The organism is Mycobacterium persicum (assembly GCF_002086675.1).
GTDB lineage: Bacteria > Actinomycetota > Actinomycetes > Mycobacteriales > Mycobacteriaceae > Mycobacterium > Mycobacterium persicum.
Genome location: NZ_MVIF01000004.1, coordinates 57,255 through 75,397 on the forward strand (window position 1 = coordinate 57,255; position 18,143 = coordinate 75,397).

Sequence of the window (18,143 nt, forward strand, 5' to 3'; positions counted from 1 at the left end):
TCCACCTATGTCTCGTCGGCAAGTTGATCCCGAGTCTGCTGCAGACCGGGCGCGTCCGGGTCGTCGCCTTGGTGCTGCAGCTTTTCCTGCAGGTCGCGTTGCTCGTCGGTCGCCTTCCTGGCGTCGTAGGGTTTGGGCGACGGGTTCGTGTTCTGATCCATGAGAAATCCTCGTCTCGAATCGAGCCGTCAATCGAGGATCTCCGACATTTCATGCGACGAAACCGGTTGGGTCCGGGCAAAGTCGCGACAACCCGGGCTGCCTTAGACACATGCCTCGACACGGCATGCTTCCCGACGGCCGGAACACCAGATGCCCGCACCCAACGGCGGCGCATCGCCCGCCACCGTCGTACTGTCACGGCATGTCAGCAACCCGCAGGTGTATCTCCTCCGGATCCGACTTCGAATCGGTCGTTGGCTATTCGCGCGCGGTGCGCGTTGGCCGGCATGTGGCAGTGGCCGGCACCACCGGCAGCGGCAGCGATATCGCCGCGCAGACCAGAGACGCCCTACGCCGCATCGAGGCCGCACTCGGACAGGCTGGCGCAAGGCTCGCCGACGTGGTCCGCACCCGGATATACGTCACCGATATTTCCCGCTGGCGGGAGGTCGGCGATGTCCACGCCGAGGTTTTCGGCGGAATCCGACCCGCGGCGACCATGGTCGAGGTTTCGGCGCTGATCGCACCCGGCCTGCTGGTTGAGATCGAAGCCGACGCCTACGTGGGTGCCTGAGGGCCCGAAACCGGCGGGAAGGTGCCGTCTGCAGCCGGGGGGTAGGCGGCGACGCTGATCACCGCGCGTGCCGGAAGCTCGCCGTACAGGTGCGGGAACAGCATCCAGTCCGGATCGGCGACCGTTCCAGGCTCCCAACGCACGGGCGAATCGAGCGCCGCCGGGTCGATGTACAGCAGGACCATGTCACGACGGCCGTGGAATAGACGATTGGCCGGCAGATGTATCTGCTCAGGCGTCGACAGATGGATGAACCCGGTCGCTGATCCGGGACGGAAGCCACCGCGGCGGCGGGCGGACGACCATTCTGAGGCGGCACACATGTGCACCAAGACCGCCGGAGTGGACGACATACTAGCCAGCTTGCCCGACTCATTGTCGCCAAATCCGTGAGAAAGGACACACCTGATACCACCCGGGGAACAAGGCGAAAACGGGGAACGTCTGAGACAGTGAACTTACCGAGATATGGAGAAGCCATGAACGCGACGTTGACCAGTCCCGAGCTGACTAGAGCCGACCGCTGCGACCGCTGTGGCGCAGCAGCGCGGGTGCGCGCCAAGCTGCCGTCCGGTTCCGAACTTCTCTTCTGCCAGCACCACGCCAACGAGCACGAAGCGAAATTGATCGAGCTGTCGGCCGTGCTGGAGGTCAGTGGAAACTAGTTCGCCGAAACTCGCTCGCCTAAAGTCGGGTCCAATGTGCCACGTGTGACCGATCTTCGGTAATGCTGGACCGGATGAGCGACCAAACGCCAAAGCCGTCCCGACACCACATCTGGCGAATCAGCCTTCGGACGCTCTCCAAGAGTTGGGACGACTCGATCTTCTCCGAGTCAGCGCAAGCAGGTTTCTGGTCGGCGCTGTCCCTTCCCCCCTTGCTGTTGGGAATGCTGGGCAGCCTGGCCTACGTGGCTCCGCTATTCGGTGAGGACACCTTGCCCGCCATCGAAAAAACGATCCTTTCCACCGCCCACAGCTTCTTCTCAGCCAGTGTCGTCAACGAGATCATCGAGCCGACCATCCGCGACATCACCGCCAACGCACGCGGCGAGGTGGTGTCGCTGGGTTTCTTGATCTCATTGTGGGCAGGATCGTCGGCCATCTCTTCCTACGTCGACGCCGTGGTGGAGGCTCATGACCAGACTCCGCTGCGCCATCCGGTACGGCAGCGGTTCTTCGCGCTGTTCCTGTACGTGGTGATGCTGGTGTTCCTGGTGGCCGCGGCGCCGGTCGCGGTGGTGGGCCCGCGTAAGGTGAGCGACCACATTCCGGCCAGCTTGGCCAATGTCCTGCATTACGGCTACTACCCGGCTCTGATCGGGAGCCTTACGTTGGGGGTGATCATCCTTTACCGCGTCGCTCTGCCGGTACCGCTGCCGACACATCGACTGGTCATCGGCGCGGTGCTGGCCACCACGGTGTTCCTGATCGCGACGCTGGGTTTACGGTTCTATCTGAGGTGGATCACCAGTACGGGCTATACCTACGGCGCGCTGTCCACGCCCATCGCGTTTCTGTTGTTCGCGTTCTTCGGTGGTTTTGCGGTCATGATCGGAGCCGAACTCAACGCCGCGATCCAAGAGGAATGGCCGGCGCCGGTCACACACGCACATCGGCTGCGCAACTGGCTGAGGACCCGCACTGCCGCCATCACGGGAACGGCCGACTAGGCGTCTGACTGGGCGGGGCCAATCGACAGGGGCCCAGGTCAAGCGATGAATTCCATGGCATTGTGGGCGCCACATAGCAAGACAATCGAAAAACACAATTGTCCGCGCATTGGCGGACACCGAAGAATGAATGCCATGTCCTACAGCCGGTGGAACCCATGTCCACCGGGAAAGTTGATTGGACAGCGATCAACTTACGAAAAGCCTTGCACACCATCAGTATTCACATCGTAGAAACCGTCGAGCGGGCTAGTCTAATACCAAAGCAACCTGAAAGCTCAAGACGATTGTCGAGGTTCGAGCGACCAAGGATGGCTACGGTAGATAACTGCGCCTATGGCGCCTGAAGTAGCGCGAGACAAGGGGTTGCAGCCGCAATGAATAAATTACAGATGATAAGCGGTGTGCGCCGGGGCGTTGCCGCGTCTGCGGCAGCGTTCGGCGTCGCGCTGCTAAGCGCCGGTGTGGCAAGTGCCGACGACGACACATTCCAGTTGAGGAGCCGGCTGGGCAACTTCTGTCTGGACACCCCCAGTGGGAACGTCTACACACCAACGGTGATCAACCCCTGCGATGGATCGCCGACCCAGCGCTGGCATGTTGCCCCACTCTTGCGGATCGAAAGCGTCGCCTTCCCCGGGGCATGCCTAGGGGACATGCTGTTTAGCCAGTGGGTATCCGTCAACCGCTGCTATATGAACGACCAACCTTGGATCATCCAGCCCAATGGCCAGGTCACCGGCAACCTTTTCGATACACCCTGCCTCAACGTTGACGGCGGCGTGGCGAATCCTGGGACTCATGTGATCGTCGCGCTGTGCGCCCCAGATAACCCCGCTGAGGAGTGGGATACCATTTCGTGACCAGGCTTGCTGCGCGCAAACACCCCGCGACGGTCTCGCGTGGTGCCGATCAGCCCTTCTTGAGCTTGTCGTAGATCTGCTTGCAGTCCGGGCACACCGGTGAACCCGGCTTGGGTACCCGGGTCACGGGAAATACCTCACCGCATAACGCCACCACATGGCTTCCCAGCACCGCGCTCTCGGCGATCTTGTCCTTCTTGACGTAGTGGAAGTACTTCGGGATGTCGCTGCCGGTCCCGTCGTCGACGCGTTCCTCGGTGTCGGTGCGTTCGATCGTCTGCGTCTGCATACCAGACATTGTGCCCCCTGACTCGCTCCTGCCGGAATCGACTGGATGTGGGAGAGTAGAGAAATGAAGCGCGGCTTCGAGCTGAGTTTCGACGACTTCGATGAGCGGGGCCGCCCGGTACTGATCACCGCCGCCGCACCGTCCTACGAGGAACAGCACCGAGCGCGGGTACGCAAGTATCTGACCTTGATGGCGTTCCGCATTCCGGCCCTCATCCTGGCGGCCGTCGCCTACGGGGCCTGGCACAATGGTCTTGTCTCATTGCTGATCGTCGCCGTCTCGATTCCGTTGCCCTGGATGGCCGTGCTCATCGCCAACGACAGACCGCCCCGCGGCGCCGATGAACCCCGTCGGTTCGACGACGCCCGACGACGCACTCCGCTGTTTCCGACGGCCAAGCGTCCGGCGCTGGAGCCTCGGCAAGACCCTGCGTCCCGATCGGACCCCCCGGACTTCGACGGCTGGTCCAATCCCGGTTAAACCGGCTGCCGCGGCACACTTCTCAGGACATTCTCAGGTCGCTGGCACATTTCTGCACGTCACGGTGTGTGAGATGACAGCGCGGCGGGAACTCTGTGGTCGAGCCTGTCGTTAAACCCCGTGACAGGACAAGCCGATCGGGAGGGCGCTATGGCACATGCCACCACAAGCCGGGCTGACAGCGATCTGGATGCTCAAAGCCCCGCAGCGGACTTGGTGCGCGTATATCTGAACGGCATCGGTAAGACGGCGTTGCTCAACGCCGCCGATGAAGTTGAGCTGGCCAAGCGCATCGAAGCCGGGCTGTATGCCGAGTATCTGCTCGAAACCCGAAAGCGGTTGGGCGAGAACCGCAAACGCGAATTGGCGGCCGTGGTACGCGACGGCCAGGCAGCGCGCCGTCACCTCCTCGAGGCCAACCTTCGGCTGGTGGTGTCACTGGCCAAGCGCTACACGGGCCGCGGAATGCCGCTGCTCGATCTCATCCAGGAGGGCAACCTGGGCCTGATCCGCGCGATGGAGAAATTCGACTACACAAAGGGATTCAAGTTCTCGACGTATGCCACCTGGTGGATCCGCCAAGCCATCACCCGTGGCATGGCCGACCAGAGCCGTACCATTCGTCTGCCCGTTCACCTGGTCGAGCAGGTCAACAAGCTGGCGCGGATCAAGCGGGAGATGCACCAGAACCTGGGCCGGGAAGCCACCGACGAGGAACTCGCCGAAGAGTCCGGCATTCCGGTTGACAAGATCAACGACCTGCTCGAACACAGCCGGGACCCGGTGAGCCTGGACATGCCGGTCGGCTCTGAGGAAGAGGCGCCGCTGGGTGACTTCATCGAGGACGCGGAAGCCATGTCCGCGGAGAACGCCGTCATCGCTGAACTACTGCACACCGATATCCGCAGTGTGCTTGCCACTCTCGACGAGCGTGAGCACCAGGTGATCCGGCTGCGCTTCGGCCTGGACGACGGTCAGCCCCGCACGCTGGATCAAATCGGCAAGCTGTTCGGTCTGTCGCGCGAGCGTGTGCGCCAGATCGAGCGGGATGTGATGTGCAAGTTGCGCCATGGCGAACGTGCCGATCGGCTGCGGTCATACGCCAGTTGAGAACCGGCCGGACGCCCAGCGGAAGGCACTAAGAAAAGCGCCAGAGAACGGCGCTTAGAATCTAGGTACAAGACAGTGTGCCCGCCGCGGTGAGCGGGGGGCACACTGCTGTCGGGGGCGTTTTGGGCCAACCACATGCACAGCTGGCCAAGTAGACTCGGCGGCGACGGAGGATGCTGAATGAACGACTTGGTCGATACCACCGAGATGTACTTGCGGACGATCTACGACCTCGAGGAAGAGGGCGTAACGCCGCTGCGCGCCCGGATAGCCGAGCGCCTGGAGCAGAGCGGGCCCACTGTCAGCCAAACCGTTTCCCGGATGGAGCGGGACGGATTGCTTCGGGTGGCCGGGGATCGCCACCTCGAACTCACCGACAAGGGCCGGGCGCTGGCGATCGCCGTGATGCGTAAGCACCGCCTCGCCGAACGACTCCTCGTCGACGTCATCGGGTTGCCGTGGGAAGAGGTACACGCCGAGGCATGCCGGTGGGAGCACGTGATGAGTGAGGATGTCGAACGTCGGCTGGTCAAGGTGCTGAACAACCCGACGACGTCTCCGTTCGGCAATCCGATTCCGGGCTTGCTGGACCTGGGCGTGGGCCCGGAATTCGGCGCCGAAGACGCCAACCTGGTGCGGCTGACCGAGTTGCCGGCCGGTCCGCCGGTGGCAGTGGTCGTTCGCCAGCTCACCGAGCATGTTCAAGGCGACATCGACTTGATCACGCGGCTCAAGGACGCCGGCGTCGTGCCGAACGCCCGCGTGACGGTCGAAACCAGTCCGGGAGGCGGAGTGACCATCGTCATCCCGGGGCACGAGAACGTCACCCTGCCCCACGCGATGGCGCACGCCGTCAAGGTCGAGAAGGTCTGATTACCCCGCACATCGGCCGGATTGGCCGGATGGGCCGAACGCCCGTCGCGGCGGTAGCCGCACGCCGAGTTGCCGAGCCAGCCGATAGCCGGTGGTCGCGAGTTCCCGGATATGCTCCGGCCGAAGCCCCGACTGTAACGCCGTGTCGAGCATGCCGGCCATCCGATGCCCTGGCGAGCAGCGCAGCGCGGCCTCCAGGGACACCCCGGCCAGTGGACCGTCTCCGCGGGCGTAGGCACTGAACGCGAGCAACACCAGCGCCTCCACCCGCCACGGCTCGGGTAGCGCGCGGGCCAGTACTGCCCACAACGACTCGGCCGGGCCGGAGTTCTCACCGACCGCCAGGGCATAGAGCGTGTCGCGCACCCGCACGTCGGTCAGCGCACAGCCCAACTGGGCCAGCTCCACGTCCGATAGCGGTTGCCCGTCGGCCACCCGCGCGGCAGCGGCCATCGCCTTCTCCACGTCGCGACGGCTGCAGCCCAACGGGTCGGCGTGCTCGGCGATCTCACGCTCGGCGGCCTCTTGCCTCACGGTGGCGGCCAGTGTGTCGGTGCGCACCCGGTCGTCCACCGCGACCACGGCCTCGAGGTCGGCACGCCGCGGGTACAGCCGCCGACCGTCGAGCACCGCCGCCACCGCCAGCGGCGACGCCGCCGGGTCGTCGATGACGCCCCCCGAACCGCAGCCGTCGACGCAATGCCAGCGTCCGCCAACCGCGATGCGGTCGACCATGTGGGCCGCCCAGAGCACGATGTCACGCTGCGCCAGCGCCTCGGTCAGCGCATCGCACGCCCGCCGGTACTCGTCGCTGCATCCCGGACACTGCGCTCCGTCCGCGTCGACGATCACGGCGATCGCGGCCTCGGGGTCAGCCGCGGCGGCGACCTCCGCGAGTTGCTCGACCTGGTGGCCAAGGTCTTCCGACAGGTCAACGCGCATCACCGATCCCAGTTCACCCTCGGCCACCGAGACCAGGACCAGCGATTTTTCCGGCACGAAGCCGAGGATGGCCGGCAGCGCCGCGATCAGTGCGCCGGGGCGATTCAGTTCAAAGTCAGGTCGATGCTTCGTCATAGGCGTCAACGCTGACGACCGGCACCGTCAGCCGGTGCGCACGACGGGCATCTGGGCCGCGATCCTGTGGACGAAGTCGCCACTGTGCGTTCTACTGTCTATCTCATGGGGTCGATGCGCGAGTACGACATGGTGGTTCTCGGCTCTGGGCCTGGCGGCCAGAAGGCGGCCATTGCCTCCGCCAAGTTGGGCAAATCCGTTGCGATCGTCGAACGTGGCCGAATGCTGGGCGGCGTCTGCGTCAACACCGGCACCATCCCATCGAAGACGTTGCGCGAGGCGGTGCTCTACCTCACCGGCATGAATCAGCGCGAACTCTACGGGGCCAGCTACCGCGTGAAGGACCGGATCACCCCGGCCGATCTGCTGGCCCGGACCCAGCATGTGATCGGCAAGGAAGTCGACGTGGTACGCAATCAGTTGATGCGCAACCGGGTCGACCTGCTGGTGGGGCACGGCCGGTTCATCGATCCGCACACCATCATGGTCGAAGACCAGACGCGTCGCGAAAAGACCACTGTCACAGGCGATTACATCGTCATCGCCACCGGAACCAGGCCAGCCCGGCCGTCCGGCGTCGAATTCGACGAAGAACGGGTCCTGGACTCCGACGGGATCCTGGACCTCAAGTCGCTACCGGCCTCGATGGTCGTGGTCGGTGCCGGGGTGATCGGTATCGAGTATGCCTCGATGTTCGCCGCGCTGGGCACCAAGGTGACCGTCGTCGAGAAACGGGAAGACATGCTCGACTTCTGCGATCCCGAGGTTGTCGAGGCGCTCAAATTCCACCTGCGCGACCTGGCGGTGACATTCCGGTTCGGTGAAGAGGTCACCGCGGTGGACGTCGGCTCGGCGGGCACCGTCACCACCCTGGCCAGCGGCAAACAGATTCCCGCCGAGACGGTGATGTACTCCGCCGGACGCCAGGGCCAGACCGACCACCTCGACCTGTCCAATGCCGGCCTGGAGGTCGAACGCCGCGGACGAATATGGGTGGACGAACAGTTCAAGACCAAGGTGGACCATATCTACGCCGTCGGCGACGTCATCGGCTTCCCGGCCTTGGCCGCGACCTCGATGGAGCAGGGCCGGCTGGCTGCCTACCACGCGTTCGGGGAGCCGACCGACGGCATCACCGACCTGCAGCCGATCGGCATCTATTCGATCCCCGAGATCTCCTACGTCGGCTCCACCGAGGTGGAACTGACCAAGGAGTCCATTCCTTACGAGGTGGGCGTGGCGCGCTACCGGGAACTGGCCCGCGGCCAGATCGCCGGCGACTCCTACGGCATGCTCAAACTGCTGGTGTCCACCGACGATCTCAAGCTGCTCGGCGTGCACATCTTCGGCACCAGCGCCACCGAGATGGTGCATATCGGACAGGCCGTCATGGGATGCGGAGGAACCGTCGAGTACCTGGTCGACGCGGTTTTCAACTATCCGACATTCTCCGAGGCCTACAAGGTGGCCGCGCTCGACGTGATGAACAAGGTGCGGGCGCTCAATCAGTTCCGCCGCTAATACGTCACGAGGCCGTATCGTCGGAATCGGTCGGCCTAGGATCGCCGTAACATCACCCGGGCGCCGACTCGGCCTCGGCCGGCAGCGCAGGGCGATGCTCGTCGGACGACCGGCGCCGGTTTGGTTGTTTGCCTGGGCGTCCAGGGTCGCCCGTCGCGGTTCGCTGTGAATATGGCGTGCAGCTTTTCGCGTTATGAAGATGTGCGCATAAGTGAGATGTTCGTTGATTGGGGCCCGTTGATTTGAGACACACTGATCAGGGCGCCCCGGTTGAACCCCCGAGAGGAGGCAACACCCATGACGCACGATCAAGACCGGGATGACGCGCAGGACTACCAACCCGGACAACCTGGCATGTACGACCTCGAGTTCCCGGCGCCGCAATTGTCGACGTCGGATGGCCGTGGTCCGGTGTTGGTGCACGCCTTGGAGGGTTTCTCCGACGCGGGCCACGCAATTCGGCTGGCCGCTGCCCACCTGAAGGGGTCACTGGACACCGAGCTGGTCGCGTCGTTTGCGATCGACGAATTACTGGACTATCGCTCCCGGCGGCCGCTGATGACCTTCAAGACCGACCACTTCACCAGCTACGACGACCCCGAGCTCAGCCTGTACGCACTGCGCGACAGCGTCGGCACCCCATTTCTGCTGCTGGCCGGTTTGGAGCCGGACCTGAAATGGGAGCGATTCATCACCGCCGTGCGACTGCTGGCCGAACGCCTGGGGGTCCGGCAGACCATCGGCCTGGGCACCGTTCCCATGGCCGTACCCCATACCCGCCCGATCACGATGACCGCCCATTCCAACAATCCGGAACTGATCGCCGACTTCCAGCCGTGGATCTCCGAAATCCAAGTCCCGGCAAGCGCGTCCAACCTGCTGGAATACCGAATGGCGCAGCACGGTCATGAGGTCGTCGGGTTCACCGTGCACGTCCCGCACTACTTGACGCAGACCGACTACCCCGCGGCCGCGCAGTCCTTGCTCGAGCAAGTTGCCAAGACGGGATCGTTGGAACTGCCATTGGCGGCGCTGGCAGAAGCCGCGGCGGAGATCCGGGCCAAGATCGACGAACAAGTCCAAGCCAGCGCGGAAGTAGCCCAAGTGGTGGCCGCTCTCGAGCGCCAGTACGATGCCTTCATCGACGCTCAGGAAAACAGATCGTTACTCACACGTGACGAGGATCTGCCCAGCGGCGACGAGTTGGGTGCGGAGTTCGAGCGATTCCTGGCCCAGCAGGCAGAGAAGAAGCGCGACGACGACGACCAGGCTTGATGCCTCCAACACCGCCCCCGAGAAAGCCGTAGGCGGCCCGACAACGAGGTTGGCGAATGACCGAGCGGAAGCGCAATCTTCGCCCAGTGCGCGAAATTACTGCGCCTTCGCTGCAGTTCCGCACTATTCACGGCTACAAGCGCGCGTTCCGGATCGCCGGGTCGGGGCCAGCGATCCTGCTGGTCCACGGCATCGGGGACAATTCGACGACCTGGACCGGCATCCACGCAAAGCTTGCGCAGCGGTTCACCGTGATTGCTCCCGACCTGTTGGGTCATGGAAAGTCCGATAAGCCGCGCGCCGACTACTCGGTGGCCGCCTACGCCAACGGCATGCGCGACCTGCTCAGCGTGCTCGACATCGAGCGGGTGACCGTCATCGGTCATTCCCTCGGCGGCGGCGTGGCGATGCAATTCGCCTACCAGTTTCCCCAGCTGGTCGACCGGCTGATCCTGGTCGGCGCCGGTGGCGTCACCAAGGACGTCAACGTCGTGTTCCGGTTGGCCTCACTGCCGATGGGCGCCGAAGCACTGGCATTGCTGCGGTTGCCGATGGTGCGTCCGACGGTTCAGGTGGTCGGGCGGGTGCTGGGGCTGGCGATCGGCTCGACCGCCATTGGCCGCGACCTGCCCAATGTGCTGCGAATCCTGGACGACCTGCCCGAGCCGACGGCGTCGTCGGCGTTTACGCGCACCCTGCGCGCCGTGGTGGACTGGCGCGGCCAGATCGTTACCATGCTGGACCGATGCTATTTGACCCAAGCCATCCCGGTGCAGATCATCTGGGGCAGCCGCGACGTCGTGGTCCCCGTCCGCCACGCCCGGCTGGCACACGCCGCGATGCCCGGCTCGCACCTGGAAATCTTCGAGGGCTCCGGGCATTTCCCGTTCCATGACGATCCCGCCCGCTTCATCGACACCGTGCAACGCTTCATCGACAGCACCGAACCTGCCGAATACGATCAGGCGGCGCTTCGGGAATTGCTTCGTAGCGGCGGTGGTGAAGGAACTGTTTCCGGCCCGGCCGATACCCGCATCGCCGTGCTCAGTGCGATGGGTTCCGACGAACGCAGCGCCACCTGATCAACCCGGCCGTCATCGAATCTCGCGGCGTCGTACAGTCGGGCCATGGGCATCGAGGTAACGGTGTTGCGAGTGTTCACCGACTCCGAGGGGAACTTCGGCAATCCGCTCGGCATAGTCGATGCGAGCCGGGTCCAATCCCGCGACCGGCAGCAGCTGGCAAACCAATTGGGCTACAGCGAGACCATTTTCGTCGACCTTCCGGCCGCCGGCTCGCACACCGCCCATGCCACCATCCACACTCCCCGCACCAGCCTGCCGTTCGCCGGACATCCGATCGTGGGTGTGTCGTGGTGGCTGCGTGAGCGGGGAATGCCGATCAAGACACTGCACGTGCCCGCCGGTCTGGTACAGGTCAGCTATGACAACGATCTGACCGCCATCAGCGCACGGGCCGAATGGGCGCCCGAACTGGCCATCCATCATCTCGACTCACTCGATGCCCTGGCGGCCGCCGACCCCGACGACTTCTCCGACGACACCTCGCATTACCTGTGGACCTGGACCGACGAGCCTGCCGGCGCCCTACGGGCTCGGATGTTTGCGGCCAACCTGGGGGTCGAAGAAGACGAAGCGACCGGTTCGGCGGCCATGCGGATCACCGACTACCTCAGCCGCGACCTGACCATCACGCAGGGCAAGGGATCGGTGCTCACGACGACCTGGAGCGCCGAGGGCTGGGTCACGGTTGCCGGATTGGTCGCCGATGACGGTGTGATGCAACTGGTTTGACGTCAGCGCTGACGGTGCAACAAGGCGGCGACGTGATGCTGTAAGGGTTGCCCGACCGCGGCCATCCGCAACGAGTGCGAGAGTTCGTCGCCGGCGACGCTGAACGAACGGGTGATCGCCGTAACCTCTTTTGCGGTGGGAGTCAATCCGATGGTTGTGGTGGCCAACTCCAGGTGCACGGCGTCGTCGCCCACCGAATACGTGCCTAACTCGATTTCGGCGATGCCGCTGGGGTGCGCCAAGACCAACTCGGCGTGGCCCGGTTGGGGAACACGCAGGTAACCGGTCTCGGCATGCAATGGCCTGCCGTCGTCCGCCGCACGGGTCTTATGCCCGTAAATGAGAAACGGCTTGCCGACGTGTGAGAACTCGATCTCTTCGAAATAGTCGAACGGCTCGATCGTGGGATATTCCCCGGCGCCCCGGCCCACCCATGTGCCCAGCAATGGCTCCAAGGGCCCAAGATCGGGGTGCAACTCCGCAGGCATGACAGGGATCCTATCGGCGTCGCGCCCGAATCAGCGTGAGGTCGATAGCTTGCGGTGCGCGCGCAGTGCCTCGATCTCCCGTTCGAAATCCTCGGCCGACGAAAAGGATCGGTACACCGACGCGAAACGCAGATAGGCAACCTCGTCGAGTTCGCGCAGCGGCCCCAGGATGGCCAGGCCGACGTCGTGACTAGGCACCTCGGGCGAACCCGCGGCCCGCACGGTGTCTTCCACCTGCTGGGCGAGCAGGTTCAGCGCGTCATCGTCGACGTGGCGGCCCTGACACGCCCGGCGCACCCCGCTGATGACCTTTTCCCGGCTGAACGGTTCGGAGACCCCGCTGCGCTTTACCACAGCCAGAACCGCGGTCTCCACGGTGGTGAAACGTCGCCCGCATTCCGGGCACGACCGGCGCCGCCGGATCGCCTGGCCCTCATCGGTTTCCCGTGAGTCGATCACCCGCGAGTCGGGATGCCGGCAGAACGGACAGTGCATGGCCGCTCCTTCGCCGTCATGGCATCCCGGTGTTTCAGACCACTCCGAGACTACCTGCGCACTCCCACGCACTGCCAACGCCGTTGCCATCCACGCACGTTCGATTTCGCGGCCTCTCGGAAACTTTGGCGCGCAGTGGCTTTCGCTGCCATCCTGCATGATGTCGTCAGCCGACCGGCGCGATCAACGTCTGCCCGGCGACAGGCATCGACGAATCCAGGTCGTTGAGTTCTCGGATCCGTTCGACAACCTGACGCACCGGCGTATCGGGCGCGACCCGGGCCGCCACGTCCTGCAACGACTCGCCGGCCGCAACTCGCACCACGGCAAGCCGGTCCGGCATGCCAGACGAATCCGCGGAATTGCCGTTGACCAGCTCCCCGAAATGCGCCATCAGGCCCAGCCACAGCGTGATCATCCCGGCAAGCACCGCCAGACCCACCGTGGTCGCCACCGAGGCAGGACGCCTGCGATGCGGAGCCGTCGAGATCGCCACGCCAGTGCGCGGGTAGCGCAGCGCCGCGCCGCCCGGCCGGCACGGCCCCGGCCGCCGCCGCGGCGCCGTCCCGCCCCGGGCCCCAAGGGGCTCGCGAAGAGGCCTGTAGACCGGCCTGTTTCCCGGCAGTGGCACGCCACGGGTACGCGCCGGGAATGCCTGCATGAGTGTCATGTTCGTTCCTCCGCCCGAAAATTCGTCGCTCATGTGTTCGACACCTTAGTCGATTGTGTGTTCGATTGCCGAACATCTGATCGAAGCGTGTCGTGCAAACGAAACGCTAGCCCGTGCCACCGACAAGGCCGGTCGGTCGCCATCACTGCCATGGGGCACGGATACCCGATCGCGCGAATAGTGACGCGTTTGTAATTCAGCACCTCAGCGGGTCAGCCCAGCTCCGGCTGGGCTGGGATTGAACCGGCATCACCGTCAAGCCCGCTCCGACACACCGGTCGAACACATGTTTGATTCTCGGGCGCCGTCGGGTTACATTCAGTGCCATGAGCGACAGCAACGCCCCCGCAGTCGGTTCCGTGGACCCCACACTCACCGAGCGGCAGCGCACCATCTTGAACGTCATCCGCACCTCGGTCACCAACCGCGGATATCCCCCCAGCATCCGCGAGATCGGCGACGCCGTTGGTCTCACGTCGACTTCGTCGGTAGCCCACCAACTGCGCGTTCTGGAGCGCAAGGGCTATCTGCGGCGTGACCCGAACCGGCCGCGTGCGGTCGACGTCCGCGGCGCCGAAGACGTCGTGACACCAGCGGCGGTCACCGAGGTAGCCGGCTCGGACGCGCTGCCCGAGCCCACCTTTGTCCCGGTTCTCGGCCGCATCGCCGCCGGCGGCCCGATACTTGCTGAGGAAGCGGTCGAAGACGTGTTCCCGCTGCCGCGCGAGCTCGTCGGCGAGGGGACGCTGTTCCTGCTCAAGGTCGTCGGCGACTCGATGGTCGAAGCCGCGATCTGCGACGGCGACTGGGTGGTCGTGCGACAGCAGAACGTCGCCGACAACGGCGACATCGTCGCGGCCATGATCGACGGCGAGGCAACCGTCAAGACCTTCAGACGAGCAGGCGGTCAGGTGTGGCTGATGCCCCACAATCCGGCCTTCGACCCGATACCAGGCAACGACGCAACGGTGCTGGGCAAGGTCGTCACGGTGATCCGCAAGATATAGGACCCGGCCGCCACCCGGCAGACATCGCCGGGAGCCGGACTTCTAGTCCGCCTTGATGAAACCGTTGGCTTGGGCGGCTTCCTCGCTGGCGAACCAGATCTCGGCGAGCGTGTCGTAATAGAGCGCACTGCTGGGGGTGTAATACAAGCCGAACCGAGCACTGGCTTTGATCGGATACCCCGCTGGCGCCTGGTATGGGTCGTGGTCCAGCGGCATGTGGATAGTCGGTCGCACAGCCGGGCCCGGCCCGGAGGCAACCGTCGGCGTCAGAGCCGATTCCGGCGCTTGCGGCTCGTCCTGGGGCTCTGCGGCAGCGTGGCGCCCCGTCCTCCCCTGAGGACCCGAAACGTCCGGGAAGACTTCCGGGAACGCCTCCGGAGCGACCTCCGCGTAGCCTGGCTCGGCATCGGCGAAGGCGGCGCGCGGGGCGAAAGCATCCGGGAAGGCGGCATCGGCAACCGCGGTCTCCGGCACACCTACCTCGGGAGCCGCTGCCTCTGGAACCGCCGCTTCCGGCGCATATGTTTCTGGTACCACAGGTTGCCCGGTCACGGTTTCTGGAACATCGGGCTCGGGAACCGCCGCCTCCGCGAGATCGGCGCGGGTCACGATGGGCGTCGGCGTGGTATCCACCGCGTCGGGATTTTCTTCGTCAAACTCGAAGCCCATATCCGACGCGCGCAGTGCATCGCCGCCGTATTCGCCACTGCTAGAGGCATATTCGTCGACACCAGCGCCGGTCGCGGCGCCCCGTGGCCAGCTGACCCGCGACGCCGCCCCGGCATCCGGACCGCGATGTTCCTGCAGGTGCTGGTCGTCGGCCGGGAAGTCTTCGGAGCCGAAATCGATGTCGTCATGCGGCCAGCGCCCACCGGCGGCGTCATAGCCGGCCTCCACATCGCGATCCTGCTCGTGCTCGTAGCCCTCGTAGGCGGCGGGTTGGCCGGTGCGCCGCCGGCGCACGCCCAACACAACCAACACGAACATCACGATCAGCAGCACGACGGGGACCACGGCCACCAGCCACCACCAGTGCCAGGTGAACTTCTTGCCGTGCGATGGAGCCGCCGACGTACTGGGCTGATTCTGCCCGGACACCTGCAGCCCGGATAGCAGCGGCGCCAGGTTCGCCGGGTCGGTGGTGAAGGTGTTGCTCGAGCGGTTCCAGGACACCTTGCCGCCGGTGAACTTCTGCGACACCACGTCGCCGTCGACGGTCTGGTCGGCGACCGGCGCACCGAGTTTGCCGGTGGCACCTTTGAGCTTGTCCCAAGCGGCCTTCATCGCTCCGCGCACCACAAAGGCGCCGTGATCAGGGGTCCAGAAGATCACCGGCTTGTCGGCGGCGGAGAACGCCGCGATCCGGCTGGTCGGCGTGATGCCGCCGTCGGATTCGTTGGCGATGGGGAAGCCAAGGTCGCTGCTGACCGGACCGCCGAGCGACTCGTATTTGGCCAGGATCGCGCCCTCCACGGCGTTCGCACCGGTGGCCGGACTGAAAAAGATCTTGCCGCCGACGAAGTCCTGGGCGATACCGTCACCGCCGATCGGGTAGGGCGCGCCCTTCTTGGCACCCAAGGCGCCGGCGGCGCCGCCGGCGGCGCGCCAGGCCATGTTGATGGCGGCGGTGGGGTCAAGCGCCACCTGCAAGCCCTTCAGCTGATCAGCCAATACCGCCGGGTTGGTGGTGAAATCTTTGGTTTTCTTGTTCCAGGAGACTTCGCCGCCGGTGAACTTCTGGGACACGACGTCGCCGTCGTAGGCTTCATCGGCTATCGGGGCACCCAGGACGCCCCCAGAGCTGCCGAGCTTGTCCCACGCAGCGTTCATCGCGCCGCGCACCACGAATGCGCCGTGGTCGGGCGTCCAGAAAATCACCGGGTTGTCGCTGGCGGAAAAGGTGCTCACCCGACTGTCGGGGCCGGCGAGGCCGGGAACCTCGTTGATGGTCGGAAATCCCAAATCGCTGTCGGCCGGCCCGCCCAGCGCCTCGTATTTTGCCAGGACCGGGCCGTACAGGTATTTGGCACCCGTATCCGTGGTGTAAAACATCTTGCCGCCGTCGAAGTCCAGGCCGAACCCATCCCCGACGGGATAGACGTCACCTTTCCGGGCGCCGAGCGTCGATGTCTCGCCCCCTGCCTTCTCCCACGCGGCCATCATGGCGGCTTCCGCATCACCTATCGGAGACGCTGCCGCAGTAGGCGCCAGCAGCCCGACAGCCAGCAACGTAGCCGCCAAGCTGAGCACCGCACGCCCGACCAGCCTGCTCAATTGACCTCTCTGCCCGTTCACCAAGCCTCCCAGCCGATGCCCTGCCCGCGCCGCGAGCTGGCGGATTTCCCACCTGTGGGCCGTCCCCCAGCTACGTTCCGCATCGTCGCCGGGCCCGCATAACTTTGCTCTAGCGAACGACAAATGCGAAGTCAAATCGTAAATATTCCGAAAACGGATACCCAGCTGATTCCGAAATGATGCCGGATCGCGTGCGTGTCGCGAGGAACCGCGACTCGGCCCGCACCGGTCGTACGCTACCGTGCCCCAGAGCCCAGCCCGACTCACCCCACGAGAGGATACCCGGCTGACATGGGTGTTTCCGCAGTTGTCTGGGTCCTCACGATCGTCATGATCACGGCCCTCATGCTGATTGATTACGTCTTCCACGTACGACACACGCACGGCCCGACGCTACGGGAGTCCGCGCTGTGGTCGGCGATGTTCATCGGTATCGCCGTGCTGTTCGGTATCGCGGTGGCCGTGTTCGGCAGCGCTGCCATGGGAATCGAGTACTTCGCGAGCTACCTGAGTAACGAGGCTCTGTCCGTCGACAACCTGTTCGTGTTTCTGGTGATCATCAGCAGCTTCGGGGTTCCGCGGGTCGCCCAGCAGAAGGTGCTGTTGTTCGGTATTGCGTTCGCGCTCGTCGCACGCACTGGATTCATCCTGCTGGGGGCCGCACTCATCGACACCTTCAACTGGACGTTCTACGCGTTTGGCCTGGGTCTGTTGGTCATGGCGGGCAACCTCGCCAAGCCGGAACCGCCCGAATCCCGCAATGACAACCTGATCCTGCGGTTGGCCAACCGATTCCTGCGGACATCCCCGGACTACAACGGCGACCGATTGTTCGTCGTCGAAAACGGCAAGCGAGTGATGACGCCGCTGCTGCTGGTCATGATCGCCATCGGCGGCAGTGACGTGCTGTTCGCGTTCGATTCCGTGCCGGCGCTGTTCGGACTGACCCAGAATGTCTACCTGGTGTTCGCCGCAACCGCCTTTTCGCTGTTGGGGCTGCGCCAGTTGTATTTCTTGATCGACAATCTGCTGGACCGGCTGATCTACCTGTCCTATGGGCTGGCCGCGATCCTGGGCTTCATCGGCGTGAAGTTGGTGCTGGAAGCGCTGCACGACAACAACATTCCCTTCATCAACGCCGGCAAACCGGTGCCGATCGTAGAGATCACGACGGCGACGTCGTTGACGGTGATCGTCGCCGTCCTGTTCATCACCACCATGGCGTCGTTGTTCTCCGCCCGCGGCCGCAGGCAAAACGCCGTCGCCCGGGCACGCCGACACGCACTGGAATATCTTGACCTGCATTACGAGGCAGATCCGGCCGAACGCGAGAAGATATTCGCGGCACTGCTGGCCGCCGAGGATGAGATCGACTCGCTCTCAACAAGGTATCGCGCACCGACCAAGCAAGAAGAAGAGCTGACGGCGTTGTTGCGCAGCGCCCACGACGCACACGAAGCGCACGGATGAGCCGCCGG

21 protein-coding genes are annotated in these 18,143 nt (G+C 64.6%); 13 read left to right on the forward strand and 8 right to left on the reverse strand.

Translation table 11 applies throughout. From position 1 onward, the window contains the following. Positions 1–5: 5 nt before the first annotated feature. Positions 6–161 (reverse strand): hypothetical protein, encoded by a 156-nt coding sequence (locus BST40_RS30675; RefSeq protein WP_162877260.1) that lies wholly within the window; start codon positions 159–161, stop codon positions 6–8. Between the two features lie 203 nt (positions 162–364). Here BST40_RS30675 and BST40_RS02795 point away from each other — a divergent pair, with 203 nt between their 5' ends. Continuing rightward, complete coding sequence (locus BST40_RS02795; protein WP_075549977.1) at positions 365–736, forward strand: RidA family protein; 372 nt, start codon at positions 365–367, stop codon at positions 734–736. Here the strand turns inward: BST40_RS02795 and BST40_RS02800 are convergent. Further along, positions 721–1,089 (reverse strand): DUF952 domain-containing protein, encoded by a 369-nt coding sequence (locus BST40_RS02800; protein ID WP_083153360.1) that lies wholly within the window; start codon positions 1,087–1,089, stop codon positions 721–723. The two genes, BST40_RS02795 and BST40_RS02800, sit on opposite strands and share 16 nt — an antisense overlap. Positions 1,090–1,215: 126 nt before the next feature. Between BST40_RS02800 and BST40_RS02805 the strand changes: the two genes are divergently transcribed. From BST40_RS02805 to BST40_RS02815, 3 genes are all read left to right on the forward strand, one after another. Further along, the gene (locus BST40_RS02805; RefSeq protein WP_075549975.1) at positions 1,216–1,401 is read left to right on the forward strand and encodes a DUF7455 domain-containing protein; all 186 of its coding nucleotides are present in this window, start codon (positions 1,216–1,218) and stop codon (positions 1,399–1,401) included. A 74-nt stretch (positions 1,402–1,475) separates the two neighbouring features. After that, positions 1,476–2,408, forward strand: coding sequence for a YihY/virulence factor BrkB family protein (locus tag BST40_RS02810; protein ID WP_075550027.1), 933 nt, complete (start codon positions 1,476–1,478; stop codon positions 2,406–2,408). 377 nt (positions 2,409–2,785) lie between these two features. Continuing rightward, complete coding sequence (locus BST40_RS02815; RefSeq protein ID WP_075549974.1) at positions 2,786–3,271, forward strand: Rv1419 family lectin; 486 nt, start codon at positions 2,786–2,788, stop codon at positions 3,269–3,271. A gap of 49 nt (positions 3,272–3,320) precedes the next feature. Here BST40_RS02815 and BST40_RS02820 read toward each other — a convergent pair whose 3' ends face one another. Then, positions 3,321–3,560, reverse strand: a complete 240-nt coding sequence (locus BST40_RS02820) for a DUF3039 domain-containing protein (RefSeq protein ID WP_075549973.1) — start codon at positions 3,558–3,560, stop codon at positions 3,321–3,323. A gap of 45 nt (positions 3,561–3,605) precedes the next feature. On the opposite strand from BST40_RS02820, the gene BST40_RS02825 reads away from it, so the two are divergent. The 3 genes from BST40_RS02825 (at position 3,606) to ideR (ending at position 6,023) form a co-directional block, all read left to right on the forward strand. After that, complete coding sequence (locus BST40_RS02825) at positions 3,606–4,040, forward strand: DUF3099 domain-containing protein (RefSeq protein ID WP_075549972.1); 435 nt, start codon at positions 3,606–3,608, stop codon at positions 4,038–4,040. A 150-nt stretch (positions 4,041–4,190) separates the two neighbouring features. Continuing rightward, positions 4,191–5,150: a sigma-70 family RNA polymerase sigma factor SigB gene (gene sigB / locus BST40_RS02830; RefSeq protein ID WP_075511208.1), complete on the forward strand. Its 960-nt coding sequence runs from the start codon at positions 4,191–4,193 to the stop codon at positions 5,148–5,150. A 180-nt stretch (positions 5,151–5,330) separates the two neighbouring features. Continuing rightward, the gene (gene ideR, locus BST40_RS02835; protein WP_023372597.1) at positions 5,331–6,023 is read left to right on the forward strand and encodes an iron-dependent transcriptional regulator IdeR; all 693 of its coding nucleotides are present in this window, start codon (positions 5,331–5,333) and stop codon (positions 6,021–6,023) included. Here the strand turns inward: ideR and BST40_RS02840 are convergent, their stop codons facing one another. Continuing rightward, the gene (locus tag BST40_RS02840) at positions 6,024–7,100 is read right to left on the reverse strand and encodes a DUF4192 domain-containing protein (RefSeq protein ID WP_083153362.1); all 1,077 of its coding nucleotides are present in this window, start codon (positions 7,098–7,100) and stop codon (positions 6,024–6,026) included. Between the two features lie 114 nt (positions 7,101–7,214). On the opposite strand from BST40_RS02840, the gene sthA reads away from it, so the two are divergent. From sthA to BST40_RS02860, 4 genes are all read left to right on the forward strand, one after another. Further along, positions 7,215–8,621, forward strand: coding sequence for a Si-specific NAD(P)(+) transhydrogenase (sthA, locus tag BST40_RS02845; protein ID WP_089024986.1), 1,407 nt, complete (start codon positions 7,215–7,217; stop codon positions 8,619–8,621). Between the two features lie 297 nt (positions 8,622–8,918). Further along, on the forward strand, positions 8,919–9,896 hold the full coding sequence (locus tag BST40_RS02850) for a proteasome assembly chaperone family protein (protein WP_075549970.1): 978 nt from the start codon (positions 8,919–8,921) through the stop codon (positions 9,894–9,896). A gap of 56 nt (positions 9,897–9,952) precedes the next feature. Continuing rightward, entirely contained in the window at positions 9,953–10,978 is a 1,026-nt protein-coding gene (locus BST40_RS02855) for an alpha/beta fold hydrolase (protein ID WP_075549969.1), read from the forward strand. Between the two features lie 45 nt (positions 10,979–11,023). Then, positions 11,024–11,710 carry a PhzF family phenazine biosynthesis protein gene (locus BST40_RS02860; protein WP_075549968.1) on the forward strand — a complete coding sequence of 229 codons (687 nt, stop codon included), beginning with the start codon at positions 11,024–11,026 and terminating at the stop codon, positions 11,708–11,710. 2 nt (positions 11,711–11,712) lie between these two features. Here the strand turns inward: BST40_RS02860 and BST40_RS02865 are convergent, their stop codons facing one another. From BST40_RS02865 to BST40_RS02875, 3 genes are all read right to left on the reverse strand, one after another. Next, positions 11,713–12,198 (reverse strand): peroxynitrite isomerase, encoded by a 486-nt coding sequence (locus BST40_RS02865; RefSeq protein WP_075549967.1) that lies wholly within the window; start codon positions 12,196–12,198, stop codon positions 11,713–11,715. A gap of 30 nt (positions 12,199–12,228) precedes the next feature. Next, positions 12,229–12,693: a transcriptional regulator NrdR gene (gene nrdR, locus BST40_RS02870; protein WP_075549966.1), complete on the reverse strand. Its 465-nt coding sequence runs from the start codon at positions 12,691–12,693 to the stop codon at positions 12,229–12,231. Between the two features lie 166 nt (positions 12,694–12,859). Further along, positions 12,860–13,363, reverse strand: a complete 504-nt coding sequence (locus tag BST40_RS02875) for a LysM peptidoglycan-binding domain-containing protein (protein ID WP_075550026.1) — start codon at positions 13,361–13,363, stop codon at positions 12,860–12,862. A 326-nt stretch (positions 13,364–13,689) separates the two neighbouring features. Between BST40_RS02875 and lexA the strand changes: the two genes are divergently transcribed. Next, on the forward strand, positions 13,690–14,370 hold the full coding sequence (lexA, locus tag BST40_RS02880; RefSeq protein WP_075549965.1) for a transcriptional repressor LexA: 681 nt from the start codon (positions 13,690–13,692) through the stop codon (positions 14,368–14,370). 42 nt (positions 14,371–14,412) lie between these two features. Here the strand turns inward: lexA and BST40_RS02885 are convergent, their stop codons facing one another. After that, on the reverse strand, positions 14,413–16,665 hold the full coding sequence (locus tag BST40_RS02885) for an LGFP repeat-containing protein (RefSeq protein WP_176357468.1): 2,253 nt from the start codon (positions 16,663–16,665) through the stop codon (positions 14,413–14,415). 291 nt (positions 16,666–16,956) lie between these two features. Here BST40_RS02885 and BST40_RS02895 point away from each other — a divergent pair, with 291 nt between their 5' ends. After that, on the forward strand, positions 16,957–18,135 hold the full coding sequence (locus tag BST40_RS02895; protein ID WP_083153365.1) for a TerC/Alx family metal homeostasis membrane protein: 1,179 nt from the start codon (positions 16,957–16,959) through the stop codon (positions 18,133–18,135). Positions 18,136–18,143 lie beyond the last annotated feature (8 nt).

What these genes read in the sequence shown, in the direction of transcription:
- BST40_RS02800 (WP_083153360.1), bottom strand. Translation starts at nt 1,089, where the DNA reads ATGTCGTCCACTCCGGCGGTCTTGGTGCACATGTGTGCCGCCTCAGAA.
- BST40_RS02850 (WP_075549970.1), top strand. Translation starts at nt 8,919, where the DNA reads ATGACGCACGATCAAGACCGGGATGACGCGCAGGACTACCAACCCGGA.
- BST40_RS02840 (WP_083153362.1), bottom strand. Translation starts at nt 7,100, where the DNA reads ATGACGAAGCATCGACCTGACTTTGAACTGAATCGCCCCGGCGCACTG.
- BST40_RS30675 (WP_162877260.1), bottom strand. Translation starts at nt 161, where the DNA reads ATGGATCAGAACACGAACCCGTCGCCCAAACCCTACGACGCCAGGAAG.
- lexA (WP_075549965.1), top strand. Translation starts at nt 13,690, where the DNA reads ATGAGCGACAGCAACGCCCCCGCAGTCGGTTCCGTGGACCCCACACTC.
- nrdR (WP_075549966.1), bottom strand. Translation starts at nt 12,693, where the DNA reads ATGCACTGTCCGTTCTGCCGGCATCCCGACTCGCGGGTGATCGACTCA.
- BST40_RS02810 (WP_075550027.1), top strand. Translation starts at nt 1,476, where the DNA reads ATGAGCGACCAAACGCCAAAGCCGTCCCGACACCACATCTGGCGAATC.
- BST40_RS02825 (WP_075549972.1), top strand. Translation starts at nt 3,606, where the DNA reads ATGTGGGAGAGTAGAGAAATGAAGCGCGGCTTCGAGCTGAGTTTCGAC.
- BST40_RS02875 (WP_075550026.1), bottom strand. Translation starts at nt 13,363, where the DNA reads ATGACACTCATGCAGGCATTCCCGGCGCGTACCCGTGGCGTGCCACTG.
- sigB (WP_075511208.1), top strand. Translation starts at nt 4,191, where the DNA reads ATGGCACATGCCACCACAAGCCGGGCTGACAGCGATCTGGATGCTCAA.
- sthA (WP_089024986.1), top strand. Translation starts at nt 7,215, where the DNA reads ATGCGCGAGTACGACATGGTGGTTCTCGGCTCTGGGCCTGGCGGCCAG.
- BST40_RS02855 (WP_075549969.1), top strand. Translation starts at nt 9,953, where the DNA reads ATGACCGAGCGGAAGCGCAATCTTCGCCCAGTGCGCGAAATTACTGCG.
- ideR (WP_023372597.1), top strand. Translation starts at nt 5,331, where the DNA reads ATGAACGACTTGGTCGATACCACCGAGATGTACTTGCGGACGATCTAC.
- BST40_RS02815 (WP_075549974.1), top strand. Translation starts at nt 2,786, where the DNA reads ATGAATAAATTACAGATGATAAGCGGTGTGCGCCGGGGCGTTGCCGCG.
- BST40_RS02820 (WP_075549973.1), bottom strand. Translation starts at nt 3,560, where the DNA reads ATGCAGACGCAGACGATCGAACGCACCGACACCGAGGAACGCGTCGAC.
- BST40_RS02895 (WP_083153365.1), top strand. Translation starts at nt 16,957, where the DNA reads ATGGGTGTTTCCGCAGTTGTCTGGGTCCTCACGATCGTCATGATCACG.
- BST40_RS02805 (WP_075549975.1), top strand. Translation starts at nt 1,216, where the DNA reads ATGAACGCGACGTTGACCAGTCCCGAGCTGACTAGAGCCGACCGCTGC.
- BST40_RS02865 (WP_075549967.1), bottom strand. Translation starts at nt 12,198, where the DNA reads ATGCCTGCGGAGTTGCACCCCGATCTTGGGCCCTTGGAGCCATTGCTG.
- BST40_RS02860 (WP_075549968.1), top strand. Translation starts at nt 11,024, where the DNA reads ATGGGCATCGAGGTAACGGTGTTGCGAGTGTTCACCGACTCCGAGGGG.
- BST40_RS02795 (WP_075549977.1), top strand. Translation starts at nt 365, where the DNA reads ATGTCAGCAACCCGCAGGTGTATCTCCTCCGGATCCGACTTCGAATCG.